This is a genomic window from Micromonospora sp. WMMD1274, from assembly GCF_049179035.1.
Taxonomy (GTDB): domain Bacteria; phylum Actinomycetota; class Actinomycetes; order Mycobacteriales; family Micromonosporaceae; genus Micromonospora; species Micromonospora tulbaghiae.
Genome location: NZ_JBMHMG010000001.1, coordinates 4,764,526 through 4,777,439 on the forward strand (window position 1 = coordinate 4,764,526; position 12,914 = coordinate 4,777,439).

A 12,914-nucleotide genomic window follows, 5' to 3' on the forward strand; every position below is an offset into this window, starting at 1 on the left:
CCGACAGATGGACAAGTTCACCACCCACACCGGCACGGCCGTGCCGCTGCGCCGATCCAACGTGGACACCGACCAGATCATCCCCGCCGTGTACCTCAAGCGGGTGACCCGGACCGGATTCGCCGATGGTCTGTTCAACGCGTGGCGGGAGGACCCGTCATTCGTCCTCAACGATCCCGTCCATTCGGGTGCGTCGATTCTGATCGCCGGCCCCGAGTTCGGCACCGGATCCTCCCGGGAGCACGCCGTGTGGGCGCTGCGGGACTGGGGCTTCCGGGCCGTCATCTCGCCTCGCTTCGGTGACATCTTCCGCGGCAACGCGCTCAAGGAAGGTCTCCTTCCGGTCGAGCTGGAATTGAAAGCCGTGGAAGAACTGTGGGATCTCGTGGAATCCGAGCCGACCACGCCGATCACTGTCGACCTCGCCGCCCGCCAGGTCCACGCCGGTGACGCCACCTGGGCGTTCCCGCTGGACGACCACAGCCGTTGGCGGCTGATGGAGGGCTTGGACGACATTGGACTCACCCTCCGGCACGAGGCCGAGATCAGCGCGTACGAGGCCGACCGGCCGGCGTTCCTGCCCTCGATCGCCTGACTTCCAGCGCTATTCGCCCCCACCGGTGCATCCGGTGGGGGCGAATCCGTTGCGACACAAGGGCTTTTTTCCACCGAATGTTTGTGTCCAGGCAGCACAGGGCATACCGTGCGCGCAGAATGGCTCGCGTCGAGTCAGTTGCACAATCGGGAGGAAGTCGTGAACAAGGCCGAGCTCATCGAGGCGCTCGCCGTTCGCCTGGGGGACCGGAAGACGGCGACGGCCGCGCTCGACGCGGTTCTCGCTGAGGTCCAGGCGGCGGTCACCAAGGGCGAGAAGGTGGCGATCACCGGTTTCGGAGCGTTCGAGAAGCGCGTCCGGGGAGCCCGAACAGCGCGCAATCCGCGGACCGGCGAGGCGGTGAAGGTCAAGAAGACCTCCGTCCCGACGTTCCGGGCGGGCGCGGGCTTCAAGGAGATGGTGGCCAGCGGCAAGGTGCCGAAGGACACCGCCGCCGCGAAGAAGACCACCGCCGCCGCGAAGAAGACCACCGCGGCGAAGACCACCGCCGCCGCGAAGAAGACCACGGCGGCGAAGGCCACCAAGACCACCGCGACGAAGAAGGCCGCGCCGGCGAAGAAGGCCGCCGCGACCAAGACCACGGCGGCGAAGAAGACGACCGCGGCGAAGTCCACCGCGGCGAAGAAGACCACCACCGCCAAGAAGACGACCGCGGCGAAGTCCGCCACGGCCAAGAAGACCACGGCGGCGAAGAAGGCGCCCGCGAAGAAGGCGCCGGCCAAGAAGGCCGCCACCCGGCGCTGACCGGACGGCCCACGAAAGGGCGCCCACCGTTCGCGGTGGGCGCCCTTTCGTATGGGTACGCGTTGACCGCCCGCCGCCGCGCCCCGCAGAATCGCCGTGCCGAAAACCCCCGTCGGTCACGAGAAGAGGCGCCCGTGCGGCACCGTCACCTCTCCACCCTGGCGCTCGCGCTGGGCATCGCGATTCTGCTGGACGTGCTGCGGGTCTGGCTGCCGTCGATCATCACCCTGTTCGGCCAGGCCGCCGAGACGCCGGCCGAACTGCTCGGCGCGTTCGCGCTCGGCTGGTTCCTGCTCGCCCTCGCCGCGCCCACGCTCGTACGCCGGATGGGTGCCGGCCCGGTCGGACTCGTCGCCGCGGGCGTGCTGGCGGTGGCCCGGCTGGCGCTGACCGCGCAACCCGGCGGCCCGGCCCAGCTCTGGCTGGCCTGCGCCGGGCTGCTCGCGGGCCTGGTCTGGCTCGCCGCGATCGCCGCGTCGGTTCCAAGGCCGGTCGCCGGGCTGGCGCTCGGCCTGGCCGGGAACGCGGTCGGGCACGCCCTGCTCGGCACCGAGGACCTGGTGTGGCGCGGCGGCGTGCTCGGCTGGGGCCTGAGCGCCCTGCTGGTAGCGGCGTTCCTGGCCGCGTCGGTGGCACGGCGGGAGCGGACGGCCGCTCCGGTACGCGCCGACGCGGCGCGGCCGGCGGCGGATGCGGCGGACGGCGACGGCGGGCGGCGCGTGCCCACCCCGGGCCGGCGGGCCTGGTCGCTGTGCGGGCCGGCGCTGTTGCTGGCCGGTCAGGTGGCGCTCGCCCCGGCGATCTGGAGCGCCGCCGCCGGCACCGGGTCGCCGGATTTCCCCGGTCTCGCCCGCCCGGCCGGCGGATCGCTGTGGGGCGCGCTCGCGGTGCTGCTGTTCCTCGCGGCGGCACTGTTCCGGGCACCGGCGCGCGTGGCCCGGGTGCTGTGGCCGCTGGCGCTGCTCGCCGGGTCGGTGCTGTTCGTGACCGGGCGTCTCGTCCCGGCGTACCTGCTCACCGCCGCCGGTCTGGGCGGCTGCCTGGCGCTCACCGACACGCCCGCCGACGACGCGGCCGGGAACGGTGACGACGGGCGGGCGGGGGCGCGGCGCGGACGGGTGGCGGTGCTCGGGATGCTGGTGTTCGCGGTGGCCACGGTGGCCTACTACGCCGCCTACGACGTGGGGTACCCCAACGGGTGGGCTCCGGTCGCCACGGCCGTCCTGGTGGCTCTGGTGGCGGTTACCGCGCCTGTCCGCCCCGCCAGGACGTCGCCCGCCCCGATGTCGCGCGGCGCGGCAGCGCCCGGCCCGGTGCTGCCCGCCACGGTCCGGGTCGCGGCCCTGGCGGGGCTCACCGCGCTGGCCGGGCTCGCCGCCGCGCTGCACGTGCCGCCCACATCGGCCCGGGCCACCACCGCACCGGCGGCGGTACGTGTGGCCGCGTACAACATCCGGATGGGGTTCGGCCTGGACGGCCGGCTGGACCTGGACGCGGTGGCCCGGGAGTTGCGCGACGCGGACGTCGTGCTGCTCAGCGAGGTGGATCGGGGCTGGTGGCTCAACGGCGGCCACGACACGCTGGCGTTGCTGGCCGGGCGGCTCGGGATGCCGTACGTCTTCGCGCCCGCCGCCGACCCGGTCTGGGGCGACGCGGTGCTCAGCCGCTTCCCGATGCGCTCCGGGCAGACCCGGCGGCTCACCGCGCACGGCGCGCCGACCGGGGCGCAGGCCCTCGGCGTCACGCTCGAGGTCGGCGGCCGCGAGTTGGCGGTGGTGGCCACGCACCTGCAACCGCCGCCCGGCCGGGATCCGGTCGAGCAGGCGGGCGAGGTGGCCGCGTTCGCCGGCCGGTACGCGAACGGCCGTCCACTGGTGCTCGGCGGCGACCTGAACACCGAACCGGACGACCCGGCGTTCGCCGAGTTCACCCGTGCGGGCCTGGTGGACGCGCTGGCTGCGGCCCGGCCGCTGCGGACCAGCCCGGCCGACGAGCCGCGCACCCAGATCGACCACGTCTTCGTGTCGCCGGGCCTGACCGCCGGCGAGGTACGCGCGCCGCGCACCGAGGCCAGCGACCACCTCCCGGTGACGCTCACCGTCACGCTGCCCTGAGCGGCCGCCGCAAGAACCGCGGCCGGCCTCACAACCGGTCGGGAAGGACCAACCGGTCACCGGCGAACGGCAGCAGCCAGCCGCCGCCCTTGGCGGTGGTGAAGTCCTCGTCCACGCGGCCGGTGAGCCGTTCCAGCGCGCCCGGGATCACCTTGCCCTGGCTGCACACCGCTACCGTCCCGACGGCCTGCGCCAGCGCGGTCAGCCGGGCCGCGGCGGCGAGCGCGCACTCCTCGACCTGCTGGCCCGGCGCCGGCTCGTCGAAGTCGCCGCAGACCTCGATCGGCAGGTCCAGCCGGGCCGCCGCCGGGTCCAGCGTCTGCACGCAGCGGCGGGCCGAGGCGGAGAACAGGCGGGCCGGGCGGACCAGCGCCACCAGCGGGACCAGCAGACGTGCCTGCGCCCACCCCTGCTCGTCCAGCGGGCGGCCGTGGTCGGGGCCGGTCCAGGTGCCGCGCTTGCCGGCGTGCGCGTGCCGGACCAGCAGCACCGTCGCGGTGACCGGCGGCAGCGCCGCGAACGCGGCGATCACCTCGGCGTCGTGCGGGTAGCTGACCCGGCGTACCGCGTCGTCGACCGGGAACCAGGCCACGTCGTCGACCTCGGTGCCGGGCTGGAAACCGCCGGTGCCGGCCGCCCGCATGGACCAGTAGTCGACCGCCTTGGCGAGACCCTCGCTGCGGTAGCGGACGGTGGGCAGGCGTACCTGCGGCACGGCGCGTACGTCGCTCTCCTCGGCCACCTCGCGGACGGCTGCCACGAGCGGGTGCTCACCGCGGTCCAGCTTGCCCTTCGGCAGCGACCAGTCGCCGTACCGGGGACGGTGCACCAGGCAGACCTCGACGCCGGCCGGACCCGGGCGCCACACCACGCCGCCCGCGGCCCGGATCCGTACCGGTTCGTCGTCGCTCACCCGCTCACCGTATGCCCGCCCGGCACGCCCCACGGCCCGGTCAGTCGGCCCGCCCGCCGACCCGGCGCAGCAACAGATCCTGGAGGTGGGTCAGCGGCACGTCGCCGTCGGCGGTACGCCGGTGCCAGGTGCCGTCGGCGGCCAGCTCGAACGCGTCCACGTCGGGATCGAACGCGGCGGCGAGGACGTGGTCCAGTTCGGCCCGGGCCACCGGGTCGCTCACCTGCACCAGCGCCTCCACCCGGCGGTCCAGGTTGCGGTGCATCAGGTCGGCCGAGCCCATCCAGAACTCGGCGTCGCCGTTGTTGCCGAACCGGAAGATCCGGGAGTGTTCCAGGAACCGGCCGAGGATCGAGCGGACCCGGATGTTCTCCGACAGGCCCGGCACGCCCGGCCGCAGCGTGCACATGCCGCGGATCAGCAGGTCCACGTGCACGCCGGCCCGCGACGCCCGGTAGAGCGCGTCGGTGATCTCCTCGTCCACCAGGGAGTTCACCTTGAACTGCACGAGCCCCGGCATGCCCAGCCGGACGTGTTCGATCTCCCGGTCGATGCGCTCGATCAGGCCGCTGCGGATGCCCTGCGGCGCCACCAGCAGCCGCCGGTACGCGGTCTGCCGGCTGTAGCCGGTGAGCACGTTGAACAGGTCGGTCAGGTCGGCGCCGATCTCCGGGTCGGCGGTGAGCATGCCGAAGTCCTCGTAGAGCCGGGCGGTCTTGGGGTGGTAGTTGCCGGTACCGATGTGGCAGTAGCGGCGGATCTGGTTGCCCTCCTGGCGTACCACCAGCGCGGTCTTGCAGTGCGTCTTGAGCCCCACCAGGCCGTACACCACGTGACAGCCGGCTCGTTCCAGCGTGCGCGCCCAGCCGATGTTCGCCACCTCGTCGAAACGCGCCTTCAGCTCGACCAGCACCACCACCTGCTTGCCGGCGGCGGCCGCGTCGACGAGCGCGTCGACGATCGGGGAGTCGCCGCTGGTGCGGTAGAGCGTCTGCTTGATGGCGAGCACGTTCGGGTCGGCCGCCGCCTGCTCGACGAAGCGCTGCACGCTCGTCGCGAACGAGTGGTACGGGTGGTGCACCAGCACGTCGCCGTCGCGCAGCGTGGCGAAGACGCTGCGCGGCACCTCACCCTCGGCCAGGCGCGGATGGGTGGCCGGCACGAACGACGGGTCCTTGAGGTCGGGCCGGTCGGCCTCGCCGTAGACCTGCCAGAGCGCGGACAGGTCGAGCAGCCCGCGTACCCGCAGCACGTCGTGGCCGTCCATGTCCAGCTCGCGGACCAGCAGCTCCAGCATGTGGTCGGAGATGGAGGCGGCGACCTCCAGGCGTACCGGCGGGCCGAACCGGCGCCGGGCCAGCTCCCGTTCCAGCGCCTGGAGCAGGTCCTCGTCGCGGTCCTCGTCCACCTCCACCTCGGCGTTGCGGGTCACCCGGAACAGGTGGCACTCGACCACCTGCATGCCGGAGAACAGCTGGCCGAGGTGCACCGAGATGAGGTCCTCGACCGGCAGGAACCGCACGCCCGGCTGGTCGCGGTGGACCCGGACGAACCGGGGCACGTTGTTCGGCACCTTGACCCGCGCGAACAACTCCGAGCCGCCGTCCGGGTCGCGTACCGACACGGCCAGGTTCAACGACCGGCCGGAGATGTACGGGAACGGGTGCGCCGGGTCGACCGCCAGCGGGGTGAGCACCGGGAAGATGTGCTCCCGGAACCAGGTGCGCAGCCGCTCCCGCTCGGCGTCGTCCAGGTCGCTCCAGCGCAGTATGCGGATGTCCTCGGCGGCGAGCTTCGGCAGCACGTCGTCGACCAGGCAGGCGGCGTGCCGGGCGACCAGGCCGGCCGCCTTGGCGGTGACGAGGTCGAGCTGGGTGCGCAGCGGCAGCCGGTCACCGCCGCGTACCGGCAGGCCGGCGGAGAGCCGCCGCTTCAGCCCGGCGACCCGGACCATGTAGAACTCGTCCAGGTTGCTGGCGAAGATGGCCAGGAACTTGGCCCGTTCCAGCAGCGGGGTGCGCGGGTCCTCGGCGAGCGCCAGCACCCGGGCGTTGAAGTCGAGCCAGGACAGCTCCCGGTTGAGGAAGCGGTCCTCCGGCAGCGGCGGCACGGCCGGCGACGCGGCGTCCGCTGCGGTCTCGTCGGCCGGGCCGGGGCCCTCCACCGGGTCGAGCGGTTCGTCCAGCCCGGCCGCGCCGGCCGCGTCCGGATCGGCGCCGAGGCGCTCCTCCGGGGGCCGGGGCTGGCGGAACCGCCCGTCCGGGCCGCGGGTGGGGCGGCCGTTGCGGGGCGTGCCGGGGTCGAGGATCGGCGGCGGGCCGTCGGGTTGCTCGCGAGGGGTGCTCACCACCTCATGATTCCCCGATAAGGGTGAACGGAAAATGAACTCGGGCCAGGTTGTTCACGCCATCGTCGGCAAGGTCACCCGGACCACCTCGCCGTCGGCGTCCCGCTCGATCCGGACACGCTGCCCCAACCGGAGCAGTCGCAGCCCGGAGGCGTCGAACGCGCGGGCCGGGAACGCCAGCTCGGTGCCGTCGTCGAGCAGCAGCACACCGCTGCGGGTCGACGCGTCGTAGGTCGCCACCGTCCCCTGCATGCCAGCACCGTACTCCACCGCCGCGGCGACCCGGGCCAGCAGCGCGGCCGTGCGCGGCCCCACGCCCAGCCCGGCGGCGTCGGCCAGGTCCGCCGGGGTGTCCACGTCCCGGCGCAGGCTGGGCCAGTCGCCGGCGAGCGGCAGCGCCCCGCTCGCCGCGTGCGCCGCGGCCGAGCCCGGCCCGAACCGCGGCGCCAGCGGCGTACCGGCCGGCGCGGCGAGCAGCACGGTGCCTCCGCCCGGGGCATCAGCCACGAACCCGCGTACCCCCTGGGTGGCCCGCAGCGCGGCGGCCAGGTCGGCCGGTCGCAGCGCCGGCAGGTCGGCGGTCAGGCCGGCCACGGCGGCGCGCGGCCCGGCGACGGCCGCGCCGTGCCGCAACGCCGCGTTCAGCCCGCCGCCGGGGTCGCCGGCGACGCGGGCGCCCGCCGCGCCGGCCGCCGCGCTCACCCGCGGGTCGTCGGTGACCACGAGCACCCCGGCGACCGCCGGGCACGCCCGGACCGCGCGCAGCGTGTCGGCCGCCAGGGCCAGTGCCAGTTCCTCATGGGGTACGCCGGGCAGCGCGCCCCGCAGACGGCTCTTCGCCGCCGGAAGGCGCTTCACCGGCATCACCACGGTCCAGCGGGCCTCAGACACGCCGACCATCCTGCCAGCGAGGGCGGCGGTACCCGCACTGGCCGCAGCGGGGGCGAACAGGCATGATTCTGTGCCGGGGCGCGAGGGCGGATCGAGGAGGCACTGTGGCACGGCGGAGGCTGGGGGTCTGGCGACGGCTCGCCGTGGTGCTGGTGAAGCCGCTGATGACGGTCTGGACCCGGCGCACCTGGCGGGGCATGGAGCACCTGCGCGGCGACGGCGGCGTGATCCTCGTGCCGAACCACATCTCGCACGCCGACCCGCTCGTGGTCGCGCACTACATCTACGACGCCGGGCGCTGGCCGCGCTTCCTCGGCAAGGCCAGCGTGTTCCGGGTGCCGGTGGTCGGCTGGATCCTGCACCGGTGCCAGCAGATCCCGGTCGAGCGGGGCACCGTCGAGGCGGTCAAGTCGCTGGACAAGCTGGTCGCGGCGCTGGCCGAGGGCGGCGCGGTGGTGATCTACCCGGAGGGCACCACCACCCGCGAGCCGGACCTGTGGCCGATGAAGGGCAAGACCGGCGCGGCCCGCCTGGCGCTGGCCACCGGCGCCCCGGTGGTCCCGATCGCCATGGTCGGCCCGGAACGGATGTTCGACCCGCGCACGGCCCGGTTCGGGCTGCGCCCGCGTACCCCGGTGACGGTGATCGCCGGTCCGCCGGTGGACCTGAGCCGCTGGGCCGGCGCCACGCCGACCCGGCCGATCCTGGAGGAGATGACGGACACCATCATGCTGCGCATCCGGGATCTGGTCGCGGAGATCCGCGGCGGCACACCACCGCCGCTCTGGCAGCGGCCCGCCCGCACCGGCACCCGGGAGGCCACCGAATGAGCGGGCACGTCGCCGTGCTGGGCGCCGGTTCCTGGGGGACCGCGTTCGCCAAGATCCTCGCCGACGCCGGGCGGGACGTCACGGTCCTGGCCCGCCGGGCCGCCGTGGCCGAGGCGATCCGGACCGGGCGGCACAACCCGGAGTACCTGCCGGGCGTACGCCTGCCCGAGCGGGTGACCGCCACCGGTGACGCCGCCGAGGCGATCGAGGGGGCCGAGGTGGTGGTGCTCTCGGTGCCCTCGCAGACGCTGCGCGGCAACCTCGCCGACTGGACGCCGTACCTGGCGCCGGACGCCACGCTGGTGTCGCTGATGAAGGGCATCGAGCTGGGCACCACCAAGCGGATGAGCCAGGTGATCACGGAGACCGCCGGGGTGCCCGCCGACCGGGTGGTGGTCGTCTCCGGGCCCAACCTGGCCCCGGAGATCGCCGCCGAGCAGCCGGCCGCCACTGTCGTCGCGGGCACCGACAGCCGCCGTACCGCGCTGGTGCAGGCGTCCATCCGGACGCCGTACTTCCGCCCGTACACCAACGACGACGTGATCGGCTGCGAGCTGGGCGGCGCGGTGAAGAACGTGATCGCGCTGGCGTACGGCATCGCCACCGCGATGGGCTTCGGCGACAACACCCGGGCCATGCTGATGACCCGCGGCCTGGCCGAGACCGCCCGGCTGGGGGTGGCGCTCGGCGCCGACCCGATCACGTTCGCCGGGCTGGCCGGCATGGGTGACCTGGTCGCCTCCTGCTCGTCGCCGATGGCCCGCAACCGCACCTTCGGCGAGCACCTGGGCCGGGGGGAGACGCTGGAACAGGCCCAGGCGGCCACCCGGCAGACAGCCGAGGGCGTCAAGAGCTGCCTGGCCATCCGCGACCTGGCCCGGGCGCACGGGGTGGAGATGCCGATCACCGAGCAGATCGAGCGGATCTGCCACGAGGGGATGGATCCGCGCCTGGCGGTGGACGCGCTGATGAGCCGCACCGCCAAGCCCGAGTCGTACGAGTGAGCGGAGCCGGGATGACCGACGAGCACTGGGGTGACGGCACGCGCAGCGTGCACGCCGGCCTGCCGGACGCGGTACCCGGGCAGCCGTTCCTGCCCGGCCCGGTCTTCGCCGCGCCGTACCACCTGGACCCGGAGCGCGGCCCGTCGGCGGCGGTGGACGGGTACGGACGGCCCGACAACCCCACCCGGCGGCTGCTGGAGACCGCGATCGGCGAGCTGGAGGGCGGCGACTGCCGGGTCTTCGCCAGCGGCCAGGCCGCCATCACCGGGCTGCTGCTGACCGTGCTGCGCCCCGGCGACACCGTGCTGCTGCCCGCCGACGGCTACTACTCGGTGCGCGCGTTCGCCTCGGGCACGCTGGAACAGCTCGGCGTACGCGTGGTGCTCGTGCCGACGGCCGGGCCGTACCCCTCGTTCGAGGGTGTCCGGCTGGTGCTGCTGGAGACCCCGGCGAACCCCGGCCTGGACGTCGCCGACGTCCGGGCGGTGGCCGCCGCCGCGCACGCCGCCGGTGCGCTGGTGGCGGTGGACAACACCACCGCGACGCCGCTCGGGCAGCGCCCGCTGGACCTCGGCGCGGACGTGGTGGTCGCCTCCGGCACCAAGGCGCTGACCGGCCACTCGGACCTGCTGCTGGGCTATCTGGCCACTCGGGACCCGGGGCTGCGGGACGCGGCGACCACCTGGCGCAACGCCACCGGCGGGGTGCCGGGCGCGTTCGACTGCTGGCTGGCCCACCGCTCGCTGGCCACGCTCGACCTGCGGCTGGCCCGGCAGACCGCGAACGCGCGGGCGCTGGCCGACCTGCTCGCGGCCCGCCCGGATGTCACCGGCGTGCGCTGGCCCGGACGGCCGGACGACCCGGCGTACCCGGTCGCGTCGGCCCAGATGCGGCGCGTACCGGGTGTGCTCTCGTTCGACCTGGGCGACGAGCGCCGGGTGGCCCGGTTCCTCGGCGCCGCCCGGCTGGTGGCCGCGGCCACCTCGTTCGGCGGCCTGCACACCACAGCCGACCGGCGGGCCCAGTGGGGTGACGACACGTCGGCGGGTTTCGTGCGGTTCTCCTGCGGCGTCGAGGACACCGCCGACCTGCTCGCCGACGTGTCGGCGGCGCTCGACGCGGCGGGCTGACGGCGTGTCGGCCGCTGGGCTATCGTGACGGTCAGCCACGGCCCGTGCGGCCCCGACCCGAGGAGGTGAGTCCGATCCACCAGCAGAGGACCGGCGCTCCCTCCGAGTCCGCGTCGCTTCGGGGCTGAGGCGACGCCGGGGGCGCCGACGAGCGCTTCCCGAAAGGCTTGCCATGGCATCCACCGTGTTCACCCCCGACCGTCCCGCCCTCGTCCGGCGGTTGCGCGCCGCCGGTTGCGTCTTCGCCGAGGACGAGGCGGAACTGCTGATCGCCGCCGCCGACTCGGCGCAGTCGCTGACCCGGCTGGTCGACCGTCGCGTCGCCGGCCTGCCGCTGGAGCACCTGCTCGGCTGGGCCGAGTTCTGCGGCCGGCGGATCGCCGTACACCCGGGGGTCTTCGTGCCGCGCGGCCGGACCGCGCTGCTCATCGACGCGGCGACGGCGCTGGCCGGGCCGGCGCCGGCGGTGCTCGACCTGTGCTGCGGCTCCGGCGCCGCCGCCGTGGTGCTGCACGAACGGCTGGCGCCCCGCTGGCTGGCCGCCGCCGACATCGACCCGGTGGCGGTGGCCTGCGCCCGGCGCAACCTCGAACCGCTCGGCGTCCCGGTCTACCAGGGCGACCTGTTCGACGCGCTGCCGGCCGGGCGGCGCGGAGAGCTGGACCTGGTGGTGGCGAACGCGCCGTACGTGCCGAGCGGTGCGGTGGCCTCGTTGCCGGCCGAGGCGCGTCTCTACGAGGCGCCGGTGGCGCTGGACGGCGGCACGGACGGCCTGGCCGTGCTGCGCCGGGTCGCCTCCGGCGCAGCCGAGTGGCTCGCGCCGGGCGGGCACGTCGTGGTCGAGGCGAGCGCCGCGCAGGCCCCGGAACTGTGCGCCGTGTTCACCGCCGCCGGGCTGGCCCCCGCCGTGGTACGCGACGAGGAGCGGGAGGCCACGGCGGTCACCGCCCGTCGTCCCGGCTGACCGCACCGGGGAGTCCGCGCCGGGGCGTGGCGGGTGGGCCGGGCGGGAACTAGCCTCGGGTCAGGCGCGGCGGGAGGCGGTGGCGGTGGGCGGCTCAGGTGTGCCGGTGGTGGTGGGGCTGGACAACGGGGGCACGAGCGACAACGCCACGGTGCTCACAGTCGACGGCCGGTTCCTGGTGGACGGGCTGCTGGAGATCCCGAGCGAGGTCGGCGACGGCCCGGAGGCGGCGGTGGAGGCGCTGGCGCGGGCGTTCGACGGCGTCCTGGCCCACACCGGCGTGCCGCGTGACCTGGTCCGCGCGGTCGGGCTGGACACGCCCGGCCCGGCCAGCGCCACCGGCGTCATCTCGTCCCGCGGCTCGACGAACTTCTCCCAGCCCGCCTGGCGGGGCTTCGACGTGCGCACCGCGCTGGAGCGGCGGCTGGGCCTGCCGGTGGTATACGCCAACGACGGCAACGCCGCCGCGCTCTACGCCCACCACGTGCACTTCGGCGCCGAGGCGATGGCCCGGTCGTCGGTGTCCGCGATCGTCGGCACCGGGCTCGGCGGGGGAGTGGTGGAGTCCGGTCGGGTGATCGGCGGCGCGGCCGGCATGGCCGGCGAGTTCGGGCACGTGCACATCCCGCTGGACGGCCTGGTCGAGCCGGACCAGGCGGCGCCGGTCTGCGCCTGCGGCTTCACCGGGGACGCGGAGAGCGTCGCCTCGCTCACCGCGATCCGGCGCAACCTGCTGCCGTACTGGCTGGCCCGGCACCCGGAGCACCCGCTCGCGGCGGAGGAGCCGAACCGGGCGGCGAAGCTGCTGCGCGGCTACGGCGAACGCGGCGACCCGCTGGCCCGCCTGGTGTTCACCCAGCAGGCCAAGGCGCTGGGCCGGCTGTTCACCATCGCGGCCAACTTCACCGACCCGCACGCGTACTTCGTCGGCGGGGGTGTGGTGGAGGCGGCGCCGGAGTTCCGGGACTGGTTCCTCGCCGCCGTCGCCGAGCACACGGTGCTCCGGGAGGAGCAGCGGGCGGTGGCCACCTTCGCGCTGGTGCCGGACCGGGACATGGCCGGGGCGCGCGGGGTGGCCATCGCGGCGCTGGAGGCGGTACGCGGCATCGTCACCGCCGCCGCCCCACTCGGCTGATCGCCGCCCGCCGAGGGCCGCTCAGGCGTGCGGCGGCGCCGCGGTGAACGCTGCCCACGCCTGCGGCGGGAACACCAGCACCGGGCCGGCCGGGTCCTTGGAGTCGCGGACCGCCACCGCGCCGGGCAGCGGCGCCATCTCCACGCACGCGCCCTCGTCGCCGCTGTGGCTGCTCTTGCGCCAGCGGGCCGGTGTGGGGTTCGCGCGGTTCGTGCCGTTCATCTGG

The 12,914-nt window shown here is 74.9% G+C and carries 11 protein-coding genes and 1 pseudogene; 8 read left to right on the forward strand and 4 right to left on the reverse strand.

Annotated features, from left to right (window positions below):
- Window positions 1-7 precede the first annotated feature (7 nt).
- The 3 genes from leuD to ACN27D_RS22685 all read left to right on the forward strand — a co-directional run bounded on the left by leuD (window position 8) and on the right by ACN27D_RS22685 (window position 3,474).
- On the forward strand, window positions 8-595 hold the full coding sequence (gene leuD, locus ACN27D_RS22675; RefSeq protein ID WP_120571216.1) for a 3-isopropylmalate dehydratase small subunit: 588 nt from the start codon (window positions 8-10) through the stop codon (window positions 593-595).
- Between the two features lie 159 nt (window positions 596-754).
- Window positions 755-1,360, forward strand: coding sequence for an HU family DNA-binding protein (locus ACN27D_RS22680; RefSeq protein WP_421499944.1), 606 nt, complete (start codon window positions 755-757; stop codon window positions 1,358-1,360).
- A gap of 134 nt (window positions 1,361-1,494) precedes the next feature.
- Window positions 1,495-3,474, forward strand: coding sequence for an endonuclease/exonuclease/phosphatase family protein (locus tag ACN27D_RS22685; RefSeq protein WP_421499945.1), 1,980 nt, complete (start codon window positions 1,495-1,497; stop codon window positions 3,472-3,474).
- A gap of 28 nt (window positions 3,475-3,502) precedes the next feature.
- On the opposite strand, the gene ACN27D_RS22690 is transcribed toward ACN27D_RS22685, so the two are convergent.
- The 3 genes and pseudogenes from ACN27D_RS22690 to cofC form a co-directional block, all read right to left on the reverse strand.
- Complete coding sequence (locus ACN27D_RS22690; protein WP_421499946.1) at window positions 3,503-4,420, reverse strand: NUDIX hydrolase; 918 nt, start codon at window positions 4,418-4,420, stop codon at window positions 3,503-3,505.
- A 7-nt stretch (window positions 4,421-4,427) separates the two neighbouring features.
- Window positions 4,428-6,734: an RNA degradosome polyphosphate kinase gene (locus ACN27D_RS22695; RefSeq protein WP_421499947.1), complete on the reverse strand. Its 2,307-nt coding sequence runs from the start codon at window positions 6,732-6,734 to the stop codon at window positions 4,428-4,430.
- Window positions 6,735-7,010: 276 nt separating this feature from the next.
- A pseudogene (gene cofC / locus ACN27D_RS22700) lies at window positions 7,011-7,634 on the reverse strand (2-phospho-L-lactate guanylyltransferase); the annotation flags it as partial.
- A gap of 95 nt (window positions 7,635-7,729) precedes the next feature.
- Between cofC and ACN27D_RS22705 the strand changes: the two are divergent.
- The 5 genes from ACN27D_RS22705 to ACN27D_RS22725 all read left to right on the forward strand — a co-directional run bounded on the left by ACN27D_RS22705 (window position 7,730) and on the right by ACN27D_RS22725 (window position 12,688).
- A complete protein-coding gene (locus tag ACN27D_RS22705; RefSeq protein WP_421499948.1) occupies window positions 7,730-8,455 on the forward strand; it encodes a lysophospholipid acyltransferase family protein in 726 nt (241 codons plus the stop codon).
- A complete protein-coding gene (locus ACN27D_RS22710) occupies window positions 8,452-9,459 on the forward strand; it encodes an NAD(P)H-dependent glycerol-3-phosphate dehydrogenase (protein ID WP_120571211.1) in 1,008 nt (335 codons plus the stop codon). Before ACN27D_RS22705 ends, ACN27D_RS22710 begins: the two co-directional genes overlap by 4 nt.
- A gap of 11 nt (window positions 9,460-9,470) precedes the next feature.
- Window positions 9,471-10,589, forward strand: a complete 1,119-nt coding sequence (locus tag ACN27D_RS22715) for a cystathionine gamma-lyase (protein WP_421499949.1) — start codon at window positions 9,471-9,473, stop codon at window positions 10,587-10,589.
- A 172-nt stretch (window positions 10,590-10,761) separates the two neighbouring features.
- Window positions 10,762-11,553 carry a putative protein N(5)-glutamine methyltransferase gene (locus ACN27D_RS22720; RefSeq protein WP_421499950.1) on the forward strand — a complete coding sequence of 264 codons (792 nt, stop codon included), beginning with the start codon at window positions 10,762-10,764 and terminating at the stop codon, window positions 11,551-11,553.
- Between the two features lie 85 nt (window positions 11,554-11,638).
- On the forward strand, window positions 11,639-12,688 hold the full coding sequence (locus tag ACN27D_RS22725; protein ID WP_421499951.1) for an ROK family protein: 1,050 nt from the start codon (window positions 11,639-11,641) through the stop codon (window positions 12,686-12,688).
- A gap of 21 nt (window positions 12,689-12,709) precedes the next feature.
- On the opposite strand, the gene ACN27D_RS22730 is transcribed toward ACN27D_RS22725, so the two are convergent.
- Window positions 12,710-12,910, reverse strand: coding sequence for a DUF397 domain-containing protein (locus tag ACN27D_RS22730; RefSeq protein WP_120571209.1), 201 nt, complete (start codon window positions 12,908-12,910; stop codon window positions 12,710-12,712).
- Window positions 12,911-12,914: the final 4 nt, after the last annotated feature.